At 52.6% G+C, this 16606-nt stretch carries 16 protein-coding genes and 1 riboswitch; of the genes, 12 read left to right on the forward strand and 4 right to left on the reverse strand.

Features of this window, described 5'->3' with window-relative positions; genetic code table 11:
* Position 1: 1 nt before the first annotated feature.
* Positions 2-1093, reverse strand: a complete 1092-nt coding sequence (locus GILYN3_RS02755) for a Gfo/Idh/MocA family protein (protein WP_049721436.1) — start codon at positions 1091-1093, stop codon at positions 2-4.
* A 140-nt stretch (positions 1094-1233) separates the two neighbouring features.
* A riboswitch (cobalamin riboswitch) is annotated at positions 1234-1404 on the forward strand.
* 103 nt (positions 1405-1507) lie between these two features.
* Between GILYN3_RS02755 and GILYN3_RS02760 the strand changes: the two genes are divergently transcribed.
* The 12 genes from GILYN3_RS02760 to GILYN3_RS02820 all read left to right on the forward strand — a co-directional run bounded on the left by GILYN3_RS02760 (position 1508) and on the right by GILYN3_RS02820 (position 13901).
* Positions 1508-3349 (forward strand): TonB-dependent receptor plug domain-containing protein, encoded by a 1842-nt coding sequence (locus GILYN3_RS02760; RefSeq protein ID WP_049721437.1) that lies wholly within the window; start codon positions 1508-1510, stop codon positions 3347-3349.
* 54 nt (positions 3350-3403) lie between these two features.
* A complete protein-coding gene (cobO, locus tag GILYN3_RS02765) occupies positions 3404-4006 on the forward strand; it encodes a cob(I)yrinic acid a,c-diamide adenosyltransferase (RefSeq protein ID WP_049721438.1) in 603 nt (200 codons plus the stop codon).
* 30 nt (positions 4007-4036) lie between these two features.
* A complete protein-coding gene (locus tag GILYN3_RS02770; protein WP_049721439.1) occupies positions 4037-5566 on the forward strand; it encodes a cobyric acid synthase in 1530 nt (509 codons plus the stop codon).
* Positions 5563-6591 (forward strand): FecCD family ABC transporter permease, encoded by a 1029-nt coding sequence (locus tag GILYN3_RS02775; protein WP_049721440.1) that lies wholly within the window; start codon positions 5563-5565, stop codon positions 6589-6591. Before GILYN3_RS02770 ends, GILYN3_RS02775 begins: the two co-directional genes overlap by 4 nt.
* A 22-nt stretch (positions 6592-6613) precedes the next feature.
* Positions 6614-7402 (forward strand): heme ABC transporter ATP-binding protein, encoded by a 789-nt coding sequence (locus GILYN3_RS02780; RefSeq protein WP_049721441.1) that lies wholly within the window; start codon positions 6614-6616, stop codon positions 7400-7402.
* A gap of 8 nt (positions 7403-7410) precedes the next feature.
* Positions 7411-7938 carry a bifunctional adenosylcobinamide kinase/adenosylcobinamide-phosphate guanylyltransferase gene (cobU, locus tag GILYN3_RS02785; protein ID WP_049722531.1) on the forward strand — a complete coding sequence of 176 codons (528 nt, stop codon included), beginning with the start codon at positions 7411-7413 and terminating at the stop codon, positions 7936-7938.
* A 598-nt stretch (positions 7939-8536) separates the two neighbouring features.
* Entirely contained in the window at positions 8537-9592 is a 1056-nt protein-coding gene (gene cobT, locus GILYN3_RS02795; RefSeq protein WP_049721443.1) for a nicotinate-nucleotide--dimethylbenzimidazole phosphoribosyltransferase, read from the forward strand.
* Positions 9582-10181, forward strand: a complete 600-nt coding sequence (locus tag GILYN3_RS02800; RefSeq protein ID WP_049721444.1) for a histidine phosphatase family protein — start codon at positions 9582-9584, stop codon at positions 10179-10181. Before cobT ends, GILYN3_RS02800 begins: the two co-directional genes overlap by 11 nt.
* The gene (locus GILYN3_RS02805; protein WP_049721445.1) at positions 10178-11008 is read left to right on the forward strand and encodes an adenosylcobinamide-GDP ribazoletransferase; all 831 of its coding nucleotides are present in this window, start codon (positions 10178-10180) and stop codon (positions 11006-11008) included. The genes GILYN3_RS02800 and GILYN3_RS02805 overlap by 4 nt, the downstream gene beginning before the upstream one ends.
* Positions 11002-11934, forward strand: a complete 933-nt coding sequence (cbiB, locus tag GILYN3_RS02810; RefSeq protein WP_049721446.1) for an adenosylcobinamide-phosphate synthase CbiB — start codon at positions 11002-11004, stop codon at positions 11932-11934. The genes GILYN3_RS02805 and cbiB overlap by 7 nt, the downstream gene beginning before the upstream one ends.
* On the forward strand, positions 11934-12983 hold the full coding sequence (locus GILYN3_RS02815) for a threonine-phosphate decarboxylase (protein WP_049721447.1): 1050 nt from the start codon (positions 11934-11936) through the stop codon (positions 12981-12983). Before cbiB ends, GILYN3_RS02815 begins: the two co-directional genes overlap by 1 nt.
* Positions 12984-13055: 72 nt before the next feature.
* Positions 13056-13901 carry a cobalamin-binding protein gene (locus GILYN3_RS02820; protein WP_084005252.1) on the forward strand — a complete coding sequence of 282 codons (846 nt, stop codon included), beginning with the start codon at positions 13056-13058 and terminating at the stop codon, positions 13899-13901.
* A gap of 620 nt (positions 13902-14521) precedes the next feature.
* Here GILYN3_RS02820 and GILYN3_RS02825 read toward each other — a convergent pair.
* The 3 genes from GILYN3_RS02825 to GILYN3_RS02835 all read right to left on the reverse strand — a co-directional run bounded on the left by GILYN3_RS02825 (position 14522) and on the right by GILYN3_RS02835 (position 16536).
* Positions 14522-15256, reverse strand: a complete 735-nt coding sequence (locus GILYN3_RS02825) for a UDP-2,3-diacylglucosamine diphosphatase (RefSeq protein ID WP_049721449.1) — start codon at positions 15254-15256, stop codon at positions 14522-14524.
* Between the two features lie 2 nt (positions 15257-15258).
* Positions 15259-15753, reverse strand: coding sequence for a peptidylprolyl isomerase (locus GILYN3_RS02830; RefSeq protein ID WP_049721450.1), 495 nt, complete (start codon positions 15751-15753; stop codon positions 15259-15261).
* A 69-nt stretch (positions 15754-15822) separates the two neighbouring features.
* Complete coding sequence (locus tag GILYN3_RS02835; RefSeq protein ID WP_049721451.1) at positions 15823-16536, reverse strand: TetR/AcrR family transcriptional regulator; 714 nt, start codon at positions 16534-16536, stop codon at positions 15823-15825.
* Between the last annotated feature and the right edge of the window lie 70 nt (positions 16537-16606).

A 16606-nucleotide genomic window follows, 5' to 3' on the forward strand; every position in this document is an offset into this window, starting at 1 on the left:
GCTACAGGGTAATTCTTTTGCCCTTATCCGATGATTTTATCGCCGCCTGGACAATGGCAATATCCCGCATTGCCTCTTCACCCGGCACCAGTATGGGTGAGTCGTTAATAATGCTTAGGGCGTCATCGTCCATTTGTTTGGCTTGCTGGTTGGCGAGAAATTTATCGAGTTTTTTGCCGTCGCTGGTGCTGCCTTGTACGCCGCTGTATTCCGACAAGGGTTGCAGTTGATACCAGCCTTTTTCGCACTCTACACGCATTTGGTTGCCGGGCAGCACTACCGATGTCATGCATTCGGCGACTATATCGTGGGGAAACTCCAGTGTTAAATGAGTGGTGTTGTCCACCTCGGTAAATTTGGGGTGGTCGAACAAGCGTTTGGCGGTAACGGCAATAGGCTCGAGGCCGGTGGCGTAGCGCGCGCCGTTAATGGCGTACACACCCATATCGTACAGTGCGCCGCCGCCCATATGCTTTTGCATGCGCCAGTAATCGGCTGCTGCGCCGTTGCCGGCGTAGGCCGCTTGAGCATTAACGCTGCGAATGGCGCCATAGGGCTGGGTGCGGGCGTATTGCATAACGGTTTGGGTGTTGGGCTCGTGTTGCATACGATAACCCACCGATAGCTTCACTTTATTTTTGCGGCAGGCGTCGATAATGCTTTGGCATTCTTCGGCAGTTAGTGCCATAGGTTTTTCACACCACACATGCTTACCGGTGTTGGCGGCGATAACAGCATATTTTTTATGTAAACCGGTGGGTACAACGATATACACCACATCTATATCGGGGTTGTTGGCAATGGTGTGCATGTTGTCGTAGTTGTAGATGTTGGCGTCTTTAATGCCGTACTTTTGTTGCCACAGTGGAATTTTATCGGGGCTGCCGGTCACGATGCCTTTCAGTTCGCAGTGCTCGGTTAGTTGCAGCGCCGGAGCTAATAAGTCACGGCTGTAATAACCAAGCCCTACCAGCGCGACCCCGAGTTTTTTACCGCTGCTGGCAGCCAGTGTCTGACGGCCGGCACCAACGCTGAGTAAAGTAGCGCCTAAGCCTGCGTGTCGTAGTAGTTGCCTGCGGGTGTAATGACTCATAAACACTTCCTAAGTTGCGGCTGCAAGTTCGATAATGGTTATTTAATAGCCTTGATGCCAACTAATCAATAGCGGGGGTATCACCAGCAGAATCCTCTTACCCCTATTGGGTAATTGACAAACCTCGGCCTGCACCGTAAATTGCCGCCACGATAACAGGTGCCTACTGCTAGCTTTTAACGTTAAGAGTCAGTCGAGTAGGTTAAACGGGAAGTCCGGTAATCCGGCGCTGCCCCCGCAACGGTGATCAGTGGTAAGTCGCGCAAGCGCCTCTGCTGTAAGCCCGATACCGGCCTGGATCGAACCGTGATGGAGCGGAGGGCTACCATCTGGCAATACGATCTCTCACGCTTAGCGTGCCGCGTTGCTATTCCTCCCTCGATCCCAAGCCAATATCGACTTAGGGGTTGAACCTTGAAAAAAACCATTATTGCGACGGCCATTGCCGCCGCTGTCAGTACACCTGTGCTGGCGCAATCTAACGATTCAAACAGTGATTTACTGCCATCGCTCGAGACCATTGTCGTGGTCAGTTCGCGCCAGGATACGCCATTACGCGAGGTTGCCACCTCGGTTGCGGTGATGGATGAGGCACAAATTAAGGCCCGTGGTTTTACCGCACTGGCCGATGTGCTGCGCACCATGCCGTCGGTTTCGGTCACCAACTCGGGTGGGATGGGTAAAGCCAGCTCGATTCGTGTGCGCGGCGAGGCGGGTTTTCGCACGCTAGTGCGGGTAGATGGTGTTGACGTAACGGACCCAACCGGCACTCAAGCGAGCAGCCAAATTCAGCATGTGTTGAGCACTAACGTGGGCAAGGTTGAGCTGCTGCGCGGGCCGCAGGGCATGATGTACGGTGCCGATGCCGGCGGTGTGTTAAATATTACCACTCGCGGTGTAGATCAAGGCACGCAGGTTGATTTGTCGGCCGAAGGCGGCAGTTTTGGTAGCCAGCGTTATAACGCCAGTGTTGGCGGCGCCAATGACAGCGTCGATTACTATGTGTCGGCCGCTTACGCCGAGACCGATGGTTTTAACACCAGCCTAAACGATACCGAGCTGCAAGACGATGACGGCTACGAGAACACCACCTTGCACGGTCGCATCGGCTGGAACATAAGCGACAGTCTACGGCTAGAGGCCGTGGCTCGTGATACCGATGCGACCAATGAGTTTGATCGCTGCGGTTACCCTTATATTGATGCCTGTGTGGGTGAGTTTGATCAAACCAACACCCGCGTGAGTATTGCTCACAGTGTTGCCGGTTTTGATAACCAGCTGGCTTACTCTAATACCGATATTACCCGTAAGAATTTTGCCGATGGCGTTAACTCGTACGATACCGAAGGCGACATTCAAAAGCTGGAGTGGATCGGTCGCGCGGCACTGAGCGATACCCATACGGTGGCTTATGGCCTAGAGCAGCGCCAAGACACCGTACGGGATATGAGCCGCGACCAGTGGGGCGCCTATGCTGAGTATCAAGGTAATTATGCCGATCGGTTTTATCTTACCGCCGGTGTCCGCCGCGATGACAACGACGATTTTGGTGAATACGACAGCTACCGTGTAAGCGCCGCTTATGTGATTGATGCACTAAGCTCGGGCACTGTTAAGTTAAAAACCAGCTACGGCACCGGCTTCCGTGCGCCTAGCTTGTTTGAGATAGACTACAACCATTCGCAAAACAACCCAACGCTACTGCCGTTAGAGCCAGAAGAGAGTGAAGGCTTTGATGTGGGTATCGAATACTTTGGTCATAGCGGTTTGCACTTAGAAGCGGTAGTGTTCGATCAGACCATTGATCGCGAGATTGGCTTTGATCTGGTTGGCTACACAGGCTACATTCAAGGTTCTGGTGAAAGCCAGTCTGAGGGTGTCGAGCTGATTGTGGATGCGCCACTGGGCGATTCACTGGTGCTAAACGCTAATTACACCTACACCGATGCCAGTGATAACGACGATTCACCGCGCGCTCGTCAGCCTAAAAATATGCTGAACTTAGGTTTAACGTATCTGCCGACAGATGCGTTAACCGTATCGTTCAATGCACGTGCTGCCGATGGTACGGTCGATAATGGTGATGTCCAGTTGGCCGATTACGAAGTGTTAGATGCTAGCGTGCGTTACCGCTTAAACTCGGCACTGACTTTTTATGTAAGAGCCGAAAACCTTACCGATGAAGACTATGTCGAAGTGTCAGGTTATCGCACTGCTGGAGCCTCGGGTTACGCCGGTGTTGAAGTTACTTTTTAAAATCTAAACTATTAAAGCCCGGAGTTTCCGGGCTTTTTAACGTTGGAGAGCCTTATGACTGAGAGCAAAGACGAACGTCACAAAAAAGCCATGCAAAAGCAAAAGACTAAAGTCGATGCCAATATTGCAGCAGCCGCAGAAGAGCGCGGCGTGTCGATTTTGCTCACCGGCAATGGCAAAGGAAAATCCAGCTCGGCGTTTGGCATGGTTATGCGCGCCCTAGGTTACGATCACAAAGTCGGGATTGTACAGTTTATTAAGGGTGTGCAACTGTCGGGTGAAGAGTTGTTTGCAAAAAAATGCCCAGCAATAACTTTGTATCAAATGGGCACCGGCTTTACCTGGAACACGCAAGATCGCAGTGGCGATATAGCCGCCGCTGAAAGAACGTGGGAACAAGCCGAGGCGATGCTAAAAGATGACAGTTACAACTTAGTGGTATTGGACGAGCTGACCTATATGATCGGCTACAAATATTTAGATGAACAAAAAATTCTAACTGCTATTGCCAATCGCCCGCGCGAACAAAGCGTTGTGGTTACCGGCCGTGGCGGCGGTAGCGCACTGCAAGAGCTAATGGATACCGTAGCCGAGGTGAAAGACGTTAAGCACGCGTTTCGCGCTGGGGTTAAAGCGCGTCAAGGCGTTGATTATTAATCACTAGGCAGTTTAGGCAGTGGCTTTACTATGCGCGCATTAATGGTTCAAGGCACCACCTCCGACGCCGGTAAAAGTACCCTGGTGGCAGGTTTGGCGCGGCTATTAAAACGTCGTGGTGTGTCTGTGGTGCCTTTTAAACCGCAAAACATGGCGCTTAATAGTGCGGTAACGGCTAATGGCGGCGAGATTGGCCGCGCCCAAGCATTACAGGCCCAAGCGGCAGGGCTGGTGCCCCACACGGATATGAACCCAGTGCTGTTAAAGCCGTCATCCGATACTGGGGCGCAAGTTATTATTCACGGTAAGGCGCTGGGCAATATGCAGGCGCTGGATTACCACGCCTATAAAACTACTGCTAAAGCGGCGGTGTTAGAATCTTTTGCTCGCTTATCCGAGCAGTACCCATGTGTATTAGTCGAGGGGGCCGGCAGCCCCGCCGAAATTAATTTACGCGCTAACGACATCGCCAATATGGGTTTTGCCGAGGCGGTCGATTGTCCGGTCATTATTGTTGCCGATATCGACAAAGGTGGCGTGTTTGCGCACTTGGTGGGCACGCTAGAGTTACTCTCGCCCAGCGAGCAAGCCTTGGTGAAAGGTTTTGTAATTAATCGCTTTCGCGGCGATATTGCCTTGCTGCAACCGGGCCTCGATTGGTTAGAGCAGCGCACCGGTAAACCTGTGTTAGGGGTTATTCCGTATTTGCACGATTTATACTTGGATGCCGAAGACGCGATTAGCACCGCTCAAGTCACCGGCGATCAGCAATTAAATGTTGTGGTGCCGGTGTTATCGCGCATTAGTAATCACACCGATTTTGATCCGCTGCGTTTGCATCCGGCGGTGAATTTACAGTTTGTTTCCATGCGCGATGAATTGCCGCCGTGCGATTTAATTATTCTGCCTGGCAGTAAAAATGTGCGCGCCGATTTACAGCAACTGCAACTGAATAACTGGCAAGCCAAGCTGGATAAACACTTGCGCTACGGCGGTAAATTATTAGGTGTTTGCGGCGGCTTGCAAATGCTGGGCAACAGGATTGATGATCCGGCGGGTATAGAAGACACTCCAGGCAGCATTAACGGATTTGGTTATTTGGATTTTAATACCGAGCTAACGGCCCATAAAGCGCTGTTAAATGTCAGCGGTACGCTTTGTTTAAATAGCGAAGCCAGTAATCAGGCTTGCAGCGGCGAGTTTACCGGCTACGAGATTCACTGTGGCGCAAGCCGTGGTCCCGCGTTTGATGCCGCGACACACAAGGGTGCGCCTTTTACGATTGCCGCCACCGGTGCAGAGCAAGTCCGCACCGAGGGAGTTGCCAGTGCCGATGGGCAAATCTTAGCCACTTATATTCACGGTTTATTCGATGCCCCCAGTGCTTTAAATGCGTTACTAAATTGGGCCGGGCTCGCGTGCGACGCTAATACCGCGTTTGATTTGCAAGCGCATCGCGAGGCGCAACTGAACCGTTTAGCCGATACCCTAGAGCAACATCTGAGCCGCGATTGGCTGGCGCAGTTGGCTGCAACCTCTAACGCTAAGGCAAACCTATGAGTCAGCCATGTAAGCGCTTTGCCCCACGTTTAGCTTGGTTGGCACTGTTGTTGTTATTGCTTTTAAGCTTTATGGCCGCCGTGGCATTTGGCTCGGTCGATTTATCAATCACCCAAGTGTTGGGCGCGCTGACCGGGCAGCCACTAGAGGGTTACGGCGCCGCCATTGTGCAATCGATTCGTCTTCCTCGGGCGCTGTTGGCTGCCGTTGTTGGGGCGATTCTCGCCATCAGCGGTGCTTACCTACAAGGCTTGTTTCGCAACCCATTGGCCGACCCTTCATTAATTGGCGTTACCGCTGGCGCCTCGGTGGGGGCCAGCTTGGCTATCGTGTTTGGCGCCGCCGGATTGGGTTTTGTTAGCGGGTTGTCGCTGGTGTCGCTGGGAGCTTTTGCCGGCGGGTTACTGGCGGTGTGGCTGGTGTACAAAGTGTCGTCATCGGTTAACGGCACCTCGGTGGCCACGATGTTGTTAATGGGCATTGCCGTTAGCGCACTGGCCGCCAGCTTAACCGGGTTAATGGATTACTTTGCCGATAACGAAATGCTGCGCCGTTTAAGTTTATGGCGGATGGGCGGGCTTGATGGGGCCGATTATTGGCGCGCCAGTATGGCCGCCGCGATACTCGTTATTATGTTGTTGAGCATGGCTGGTTTTTCTCGCGGCTTAAATACCTTGTTGCTGGGTGAGTCGCAGGCGCGACATTTGGGTATAGACGTCGAGCGGTTAAAAACTCGATTGATTATTTTAGTCGCCGCCGGTGTGGGTGTGTCGGTGGCCATGGCCGGCAGCATTGCGTTTGTCGGGTTAGTCGTGCCGCATATGGTGCGTTTATGGGTGGGCCCCGATCACCGTTTATTGCTGCCGCTGTCGGCGCTGGGCGGTGCCAGCTTGTTATTGTTGGCCGATACTGCGGCGCGGGTTGTGGTGGCGCCTACCGAGTTGCCTGTGGGTTTGGTTACCGCCATTTTAGGTGCGCCGTTTTTTATCTCATTATTGCGCAGTCGCCGAGACACGCTGCGATGAGTAACAGTGCCGAGGCCGCGTTATGAACATATTATACGTTGATGACTTAAGCGTTAGCATTGCTGGGCGCAAGTTATTAAGCAACATTAACTTAGCGGTTAATGTGGGTGAGGTGGTATGCATTATTGGCCCCAATGGCGCAGGTAAAACCACACTGCTGCGAACAATTAGCCAAGACTTAACCCCCGATAACGGCAGCATTATTTTTAATCACCGCTTATTGTTTGAGATGCCACCGCAAGTGCGCGCACGCCACATTGCGGTGCTCACCCAGCACAACCCACTGGGTTTTGCTTTTACCGGTTTAGAGGTGGTGGCGTTGGGGCGCACACCGCACAGCACCGGCGTGGCGATTGATACAGAAATTTGCCACGCGGCTATGGCGGCACTGGATGTTACCCACTTGACCGAGCGCTTGTACCCGTCGTTATCCGGTGGCGAGCAACAGCGCATTCAACTGGCCCGAGTGCTGGCACAAATTTGGCGCGCCGATGACGCCCAAGCGCGGTTGTTATTGTTAGATGAGCCGGTCACCAGTTTGGATATCGGTCATCAATATCAACTGATGCAAGCGGTACGCGCGTTTGCTAAATCTGGCGTGGCGGTGGTAATGACAGTACACGACATGACCTTAGCGGGCGCTTTTGCCGATCGGCTTATCGCCCTAAAACAAGGTGCGTGTATTGCCGAGGGTGATCCGCAGCAAGTGTTAACCGAAGCGCTGATTAACGACGTTTTTGCCACCAAGGTTACGGTGATTAACCACCCGCAAACCGGCAAGCCTGTGGTGTTAGGGGCAAACACTTTATGAGTAATGCCATGCAGCAACTTATTTTAGGCGGCGCGCGCAGTGGCAAAAGCCGTTTAGCCCAACAGCGCGCCGAGACTTGGCGCGAGCAAACCGGCGGTGCTTTGTACTACTTGGCCACAGCAGGTATTGGCGATGATGAAATGCGTGCGCGTATTGCCCAGCACCGCGCCGACCGTGATGGCCAATGGCAAACTCTTGAAGAACCGGTTGCCTTAGCCGCCACTCTTAAACAGTTTCGCGGTCAGCCGGTGTGCATTTTGGTTGATTGTTTAACCCTTTGGATCAGCAACTGTTTGCATCAAGGGCTATGGTTAACAGAGCGGGATGCGCTGTTGGCCGAACTCGATATACAAAGTGAACAAGCGGCAGGCCCCGAGTTGATTTTTGTCAGCAATGAAGTCGGCTCGGGCATTGTGCCTTTAGGTCAGTTGTCGCGAGATTTTGTCGATGCCTCGGGCTGGTTGCATCAGGCCTTGGCGGCACGCTTTAGTTCCGTCACGCTGGTGGTGGCAGGGTTGCCGTTAGCGCTTAAATAAGGTTTATCGTAGATTTTTGTGGAGCAGTTAATCTGACAGGCTCATATTTTACGGGATAGATTTTAACTGGCTAGTGAACCATATGTATTGAAAGCGCATAGGCAGAAGCCAGAAAGGTAGTATGCGAAACTGGGCTCCGCTAACGCGGACTTTATTTATATGCTCGTATCGCCGAGCGTGGCGAGTGACTTTTCTTTGTTTGGCCAAAGCAAAGTAACCAAAAGGCAGCTCCTGCGCTCCATGCGCTCGCGGCATTAGTGCATCCGTGCACGTCAAAGGCCACCCCGGCATCTCAGCCCTTCGGGTGCCCTCGCTCCGGCCGATTTTAGAAGGCCGCATCGACAGGCCGTCCATGGCCTGACGATGCTTGCGCAAATGTCCTATTTGCTTACCCCCTAAAATAGGCCTACGTTCGGCTGGTTGCAGGGGGCCTAAAGACGACACTTCGTAGCTGGATGTGAACGTTTTAATAATGGTAGATTGCCATCGCCATTTTGTGCTGTGTATAGCAACGATATAATAAACAGTGACACTGATTTTTACACGGACCTACTAAGAACCTTAAATAAAAGCAGAGTAATTATATGGAAGCACTCTTATGACGCTACCCAGCTGGATTACCCACACCATTACGGCCCCCGATGTCGCCGCCGAAACGGCTGCGCGCGAGCATCAAGCGCAACTGACTAAACCTGCGGGTTCGCTCGGGCGCTTAGAGCAATTGGCGGTTGCGTTTGCCGGTTTTCAAGGGTGTGTTAAGCCCCAGCTTAAGCGCATTAAAATTCGTGTGTTTGCGGCCGATCACGGCATTGCCGCGCAGGGCACCTCGCTTTACCCGCAAGAAGTTACCGCGCAAATGCTGGCCAATTTTTGCCGTGGCGGCGCCGCCATCTCGGTGTTGGCAAACTTGCTGCAGGCCGATTTTTGTGTGGTTAATTTAGGTTGCGTGGGTGAAGTGGCAGCCCATAAAAAACTGATTGATAAAACCATTGCGCCATCTACCGCCGATTTTTCTTGTGCACCAGCGATGACTGCCGAGCAATTAAACGCCGCACTTAATGGCGGTTACAGTGAAACTAATGATCTCGACATAAAAAATAACCAGCTGTTTATTGGCGGCGAGATGGGCATAGGTAACACCACTTCAGCGGCGGCGTTGCTCGCGGCGTTGTTGCAGTTGTCGCCTGCGGATATCACCGGTAAAGGAACGGGCATTGATGATGCTACCTTAACCCGTAAAACGCAGCTGATTAGTAAAGCGCTAGAGTTACACCGCGATCAGCTAACAAACCCCGCTGCACTGTTGCGCTGTTTGGGCGGGTTTGAAATTGCAGCTTTGGTGGGCGCTTATATTGGCAGTGCTCAGCAGGGGGTACCGGTGCTGGTCGATGGGTTTATCAGCACCGCAGCGGCGGCCATTGCCGTGGCCTTGCAGCCAACGCTTGCGCCTTGGTTGTTATACGCGCATTTATCCAATGAGTCTGGCCATAAGTTGGCTTTAAATAAACTTAATGTTCAACCTATTTTAGCGTTAGATATGCGCTTAGGTGAGGGCAGTGGTGCGGCGTTGGCGGCTGGTGTTATTGCTCAGGCGCTGGCGCTCCACAACAAGATGGCGACCTTCGCCGATGCCGGTGTGACAGATGCAGATTGATTTACTGCGCCATGGCGAATGCGAAGGCGGGGCGATTTTTCGCGGCTCGTTAGATGTCGCCTTAACCGCTAACGGTTGGCAACAAATGCAAAACGGTTTGGCCGAGTTAAATAGCGGCTGGAGCCGTATTGTCAGCTCGCCATTGCTGCGCTGCGCTCGGTTTGCCGAAGTGCAAGCTGACAATACCGGCCTGCCGCTTGAGTGGCAGCGCGATTTGCGCGAGATTTGTTTTGGCGACTGGGAAGGGCAATCGGTGGAGCGAATTTGGCGCGAGCAATCGCCCCTATGTAATGCCTGGAGCCGCGCCCCCGATACCACAACACCGCCTAATGGCGAACCGTTTAAGCAGTTTCGCGCCCGTGTACTTAAGGCTTTAGCCACACTTGCGCAACACTACCCCGGCGAGCGGTTGCTGGTTATTACCCACGGCGGCGTCATTAAGCTGTTGTTAACCGAGGCCTTAGGCACTGGTGCCGCCGGCATGATGCAATTAAATGTCGGTTACGGCTTTAGTACATCGATGTCGGTGATTAACGGCAAGTTAACACTGTTACAGCCGCTTAATAACGCGCTAGAGGTTAATCTATGACGCCGCCTAAGCTTGCCTTAAACAAACCCGTTGCGAGCGCACTGCAAGCGCTTTTGTACGCACTGATGTTTTTAACGCGTTTGCCAGTGGGGAGCTGGCTCCACGAAGTCGATGAGCAAACCGCTAAACGCGCGGTGTTTTTTTATCCTCTGGTGGGTTTGGTCATTGGGTGTTTACTAACCGTAGCCGCCTTGTTGTTAATGCCATTAGGCCCGCCGTTGGCTGCCGCTTTAGTGTTGATGTTGTGGGTGGCGGTGACAGGCGCCTTGCACCTAGATGGCTTAGCTGATTGTATGGATGCCTACTACGCGGGCCACAAATGCAGCGATGCCAAGCAGCGCCGCGAGCGAATTTTAACCGTAATGCATGACCCAGCTTGTGGGGCGGTGGCGCTGGTATCGTTGGTGTTATTGTTGTTGGTTAAGTGGGCGGCATTGGCGGCGCTGTTTACGCTTGCGGCAAGCTCATCGCGGTTTTTGATGGTTTTTGTTTTGTTGACTCTGAGTCTCGCCCCAGTATTGGCGCGCACTATTATTTTACCTTTTATGACGCTCAATAATTATGCCCGTCACGATGGTGCCGCAGCGGTTAATGCCGCCGAGCACCACTCACTTTATTGGGTTATTACGTTGGTTGTTTTTGCGCTGTGTGGGCTATGGCTGGGGCTGCTAACGGCGTTGGCCTTGTTGTTGGCGCTAACGCTATTGATGTTGTATTGGGCGCAGTTGTGGCGCCGTCAAATTGGTGGCTACACCGGAGACTGCTTAGGCGCATTGGTAGAGCTTGCCGAAGCGCTAACGTTAATTGTCTTGGTGGCCTTGTGGTAACGGCTATTGCTTTGTTACTTGCTGTATTGCTCGATTACCGTTTAGGAGAGCCGGCGCGTTTTCATCCGCTAGTTGGTTTTGGTTTTTGCGCCGATAAAATAGAACAACGTTTGAATCGTAGCGCTATTAACGGGCGGCTAATGGGTGTGTTGGCATTGTTGCTGTGTCTGGTGCCGGCGCTGTTGGTCAGTAGTTGGCTGTGGTGGTGGCTGTTAAAAAATTACCCGTTGTTGGCCATTGTTGTGGGCGCTATAGGTTTGTATTTCACAGTGGGCTGGCGCAGTTTGTTACAGCATGTAATGGCGGTGCAAGTTGCACTGGAAACGCCAGATTTACCCAAGGCTCGCGCTGCCGTGGGGCGTATTGTTAGCCGTGATTGCGAACAGGCCGATAGCTTGCAGGTACGCCGCGCGGCGCTCGAGTCGCTGCTTGAAAATAGCGCCGATGCAGTGGTTGCGCCGCTGTTTTGGTTTGCCGTGGCGGGTTTGCCGGGCGCAATTGTGTACCGCTTAAGCAACACCTTAGATGCCATGTGGGGCTATAAAAACAATCGCTTTTGGCATTTTGGTTGGGCGGCAGCGCGCTGGGATGATGTGTTAAATTTTTTACCGGCACGCTTAACCGCGTTAGCCTTTGCTGCCGTGGGCGATGCCGCCGGGGCTTTGCAAAGCTGGCGTAACAGCGCGGGCAACTGGGCGAGCCCTAATGCCGGCCCGGTTATTAGTGCCGGTGCCGGAGCCTTGCAGCTAAGCTTGGGCGGCGGCGCTTTTTATCATAAACGTTGGCAAGATAAACCCGCGACAGCTGGCGCACAACCGGCCGCAGATGCAATACCGCGCGCCGTGGCATTGGTTAATCGTGCGTTGGTGTTGTTAGTGGTTGTATTTATGTTGGCGGCGCTCTTTATTAATGGCGCGATACACTAATGCCTAATAAGTTTGCTTGCGAGCTACCGCACGGCGGCGATTTAACCTACGCCAGTGCTGTTTTTGGCGAGCCGAGCGAGCCTTGGCAAGACTTGTCGACCGGGATTAGTCCTTGGGGTTATCAGTCAGAGAATATTCCCGCGCATGTTTGGCGCGACTTACCCGCCAGCAATACGATGTTGTGCCGCGCGGCGGCCGAATATTACCAATCGGCCCCAGAGTTTATTGTACCGGTGCCAGGCAGTCAGTTTGCTATTAGCCAATTACCGCAACTTGTGCCGTGCGGCTGCGTGGCATTACCGGCGATTGGTTACGCCGAGCATGGCAAAGCTTGGCAGCAGGCCGGGCACCAAATTGTGTTTTACTCATCGGTGGCGCAGTTGTGTAAGCTGGCCGAGCAGGGCGAGCTTTTGCATGCGGTGCTGATCAACCCAAACAACCCTACAGGTGATGTTTACGCGCTTAATAGCCTAGAGTCTTTACACGGTGCGCTGCAGGGCGTGGTGGTGGTGGACGAAGCTTTTATTGATGCTCTGGCACTGCCCAGCGCGGTTACTTTACTGCCCAGTTTGCCGCGTTTGTGTGTGTTGCGCTCGGTGGGTAAGTTTTTTGGTTTGGCAGGTGTTAGGTTGGGTTTTTTTCTTAATGGCGGAGCGTTTTCCGAGCCGTTGCGACAAACTCTGCAGCCTTGGTCTGTTAGTCACCCAGCGCAGTGGATAGGCAAGCGCGCGCTTAACGATCGCGCTTGGCAAGACGCCCAAAGGTTGCGCATACACCGCGCGCAGCAACAATTATCAACCCTATTACAACGTTCTTTAGGCGATGAGTGTAGCGTGGCCAGCGGTGGTTTATTTGTTACCTTGCGTGGGCCGTGGCACAGGCTAATGTTTTTTTACCAAGGCTTAGCCGAGCAGGGTATTTATACCCGTTGGTGTCATTGGCCCGAGCCTACCGCCGGCAATACCAAGGGTGATGCTTGGTTGCGCTTGGGCTTGCCCATTGATGGCGGCGTTCGTTTAGCGCGGGCGTTAAAGACCCTTACTTTATAGGAGTAGTTTGTGAGCACTATTGTGAATCGTGGTGGTAAATATCTTAGCCTGTTGGCGTTACTACTTTGTCTGATGGCTGTTAGCCATAAGGCCACCGCCGAGCCGATTAATGTGGTCGATGCGCGCGGCAAATCGATTCAATTAAAGGCTCCCGCGAAACGTATTATTGCCTTGGCTCCACACTTGGTGGAAAACGTTTATAGCGCCGGGGCCGGCAACAACTTAGTCGCGGCGGTAAGTTACAGTGATTACCCGCCCGAGGCACAAAACTTACCTCAAGTGGGCAGTTACAAAACGGTAAGCTTAGAATCTATTTTGGCGCTTAAGCCCGACTTAGTATTGGTTTGGTCGTCGGGTAATGGTTTGGCTACCGCCAATCAGTTAGAGCGCTTAGGTATTACGGTGTACGTTGATGAGCCGCGCACACTGGACGATATCGCCCACGAGGTGCGTACTATTGGGCTGTTAGCGGGTACCACAACCGTGGCCAATAAAATTACCGACGCTTGGTTGGCGCGGTTACAGATGTTGCGTCAAACACATCTCGATAGCGCCGTTGTGTCGGTGTTTTATCAAGTTTGGAACCAACCGTTGCAAACCTTAAATGGCGAGCATTTGGTGAGCGATGTAATACGGTTATGTGGTGGGCGCAACGCTTTTGCCGATGCGTTATCTTTGGCTCCTAAAATTAATGTTGAATCGGTACTGGGGCGCAACCCAGATACCATTGTCGCCAGCGGTATGGGAGAAGAGCGCCCCGAGTGGTTAGACGAGTGGCGCCAATACCCAGCATTAGCGGCGGTGACAAACAATCATCTGTTTTTTGTGCCGCCCGATCTTATTCAGCGCCATACTTTGCGAATTTTAGACGGCGCGGAACTGATGTGTGAATATTTAGATGTGGCGCGCGGCCATTAATGGGTGGCGTGTGGTTGTGCTGGCGGGAATAGAAAAGGTTTTTCTTAGAGTTTTGTGGAGCTATATTCTAGTTTCTACATGCCGAACCGTAATCTGGCAGTTTGAAACAAATAATTAAATTTGAAAATTAATCCGCAAATAAAGACTGTATAGAGCTACCGCTACCGCGGATTTTTTGTTTGCTCGTGTCGCCGAGCGTGGCGAGTGACTTTTCTTTGCGTGGCCAAAGCAAAGTAACCAAAAGAAAGGCCACCCCGGCGTCTGGCCCTACGGGTTCCCTCACTCCGGCCGATTTTAGGGGGCCGTATCGACATGCCGTCCATGGCCTGACGATACTTGCGTGAGCGTCCTGCTCACTTACCCCCTAAAATAGGCCTCCGTTCGGCTCAGTCGCAGGGGACCCAAAAGCGGTACTTCGTAGCAACACTGGCAGCGTTCATTGCTTGGCTGACAAGGTTTTAAAGTCTAAAAAAACTACAATAAAAACATGCGTCTCGCGAATAGTATATGTTCGTGTAGATTTCGCGGTAACGCCTTATTTGCACTAGGTTTCCATAGGAATCTACGAAGAACCATAACAAAACACTTGTCACTAACGAGCAAGCATGCCTAGAACGCGGTTAAGCGTTATGGGTAATAGGCCAATGCTCTAGGGTTAGCGAATCTTTATTCGCCACTAAACACCAAGCGTTGTCATGCCAGTCGCCCAGCACAATGCGTTCGGCGGCTGCGCCATCGACTGTTAGCGGGTGACGCTGGGGCCGGTGGGTATGGCCGTGAATCATTAAACTGGCGTTGTTTGCTTGCAATAGCTCAATCACCGCCTCGGGGGTGACATCCATGATGTCCTCGGGCTTTGAGCTGTTCATGGTTTTGCTTTTGCTACGCAATTGCTCGGCCAGTGCGCGACGCACCGGTAACGGTTGCGCTAATGCTTGCGCTTGCCACTCGGGTGATCGCAGTTGCGCACGCAAAGCCATATAAGGTTGGTCGCGGGTGCACAAGCTATCACCGTGCAATAACACCGTAGTGCGGCCGTATAGGTCGATCACGGTTGGATCGGCCAGTAAGGTTGCACCGGCGCGCTCGGCAAACACATGCCCCAGCACAAAATCGCGGTTACCCGGCATTAGATAGATGCTAACACCACTGTCGGCCAGTGCGCGCAATTGCGCCGCCACTTCATGGCCTAAGGGTTCGTCGTCATCGTCGCCGATCCAGGCGTCAAAAAAGTCACCTAAAATATACAGCGCGCGGGCGCCGCGTGCGCGTTGACTTAAAAAGTCGTAAAACGCCTGCACCGCTGCCGGTTGGGCAGGGTGCAAGTGTAGGTCTGATATGAAAAGAGTATTCATGCTCAGTCTTTAACAGTAACGCTTTCGATTAATACGTTCTCTAGCGGTACGTCTTGATGCATGCCTTTGTTACCGGTTTTAACTTTGCGAATTTTCTCAACCACGTCCATACCTTCGGTCACTTTACCGAATACGCAGTAGCCCCAACCTTGAGCATTTTTGCCCGAGTGGTTTAAAAAGTCGTTGTCTTGGACGTTAATAAAAAACTGTGAGCTGGCGCTGTGCGGATCGTTGGTGCGAGCCATAGCGACTGTGCCGGCCAAGTTTTTTAGGCCGTTGTCAGCTTCGTTCTCGATCACGGGGCGGGTTTCTTTTTGTTGCATGTTTTCATCCATGCCGCCGCCTTGCACCATAAAGCCATCGATGACACGGTGAAAAATAGTGCCAGTGTAAAAGCCGTCCTCGGCGTATTGCTTAAAGTTGGCGGCGCTTTTAGGCGCTTTGTCAAAATCCAGCTCTAAAGTGATATCGCCGTAGTTGGTGTGCAGGGTAATCATAATGAATCCTTAAGGTCTTTCAGAAAAAGGCGCCATGATACGACGCTGGGGCCAGTTACGGAACCCACATCAGTGCTCGTTAATAGAATTGATGCAAGCTTTTAAGCCTGCCAGCTCAATACTGATTAGGTGATTAAACATTTTTGTCTGTTGTTCGGGCTGGCTTGCCGAGAAGGACACGGGCCAATGGCCGCAGTGTACCGCGCCTTCTATAGCGCCCGAGCGCACTAGCATGGTCATGCCGTGTACCAGCGACCACGTGCTCATAGAGGCAACGCTGGCACGGTAGTCTCCAGCCGTGACGCCGTATTCTGCCAACATGTCACACAGAGTGTCATGAAGGGTTCCCTCGCAGTTGGCGCCGGCTTCAATGCAGTCTGGCTTAATGCGTTCCAGCTCGGGAGTCCAGGTAAACAGCGTGTCAAACAAATTGGGGTACTGCCGGCCAAATTGCATGTAGGTATGCCCCAGTAACCGCACCTTTTGCTCGGCGGTCTCGTTACTGGCGTGGGCTAGGGTGTCGAGTAACGCGTTATTGAGCAGGTGAAAACCCTGAGTCCGCAGATCAATCAGTAGGTCGGTTTTATCGGTAAAGTGGCTGTATACCGCCGTCGCACTTACCCCTAAGTCTTTGGCCAGCGCGCGTAAGCTAAGGTTGTCGATACTCTCGTGTTGCAGTATTTGCATGGCCCGCTCAAGCAGTGCCTCGCGCAGGTTGCCATGGTGATAACCGGCTTTTTTGTCGCTGGCCGGCTTGCGGCCGGTGGGGGTTTTACTGCTCATATGCGCTATCGGTTCGCGTTATCGTAAAACCCCCAGTTTATCAGATACGTTAGTTGCTGTCGGGTGCAAA

Source organism: Gilvimarinus polysaccharolyticus, from assembly GCF_001187555.1.
In the GTDB taxonomy this organism is placed as follows: Bacteria; Pseudomonadota; Gammaproteobacteria; order Pseudomonadales; family Cellvibrionaceae; genus Gilvimarinus; species Gilvimarinus polysaccharolyticus.